At 37.6% G+C, this 245-nt stretch carries 1 protein-coding gene; it reads left to right on the forward strand.

Going from position 1 to position 245, the window contains the following annotated elements; all coding sequences use genetic code 11:
• Positions 1-245 (forward strand): 30S ribosomal protein S10 (locus P6709_RS20665; RefSeq protein ID WP_442905385.1); only part of this gene is annotated, 245 nt, incomplete at both ends.

A 245-nucleotide genomic window follows, 5' to 3' on the forward strand; every position in this document is an offset into this window, starting at 1 on the left:
CAAAGAAAAAGTGTTTTATCTGGTCCTGGCAACAATGATGATTCCAGGGCTATACAAGGAATCAAGAAATTACCCATCTCTATCAAACAATCGTTATACAGGTTCTTCATGGAAAATCTCCCGTCGTTTAGGGTCTTTTATTAAAAACAGATTTGCTCCACTGTCTTCGTATCCTTATTATAAATTTGAAATGCGCACACACAAACGTCTTGTTGATATTGTGAACCCAACACCACAAACGGTAG

The sequence above is a fragment of the Jeotgalibacillus sp. ET6 genome (genome assembly GCF_029667115.1).
GTDB lineage: Bacteria > Bacillota > Bacilli > Bacillales > Jeotgalibacillaceae > Jeotgalibacillus.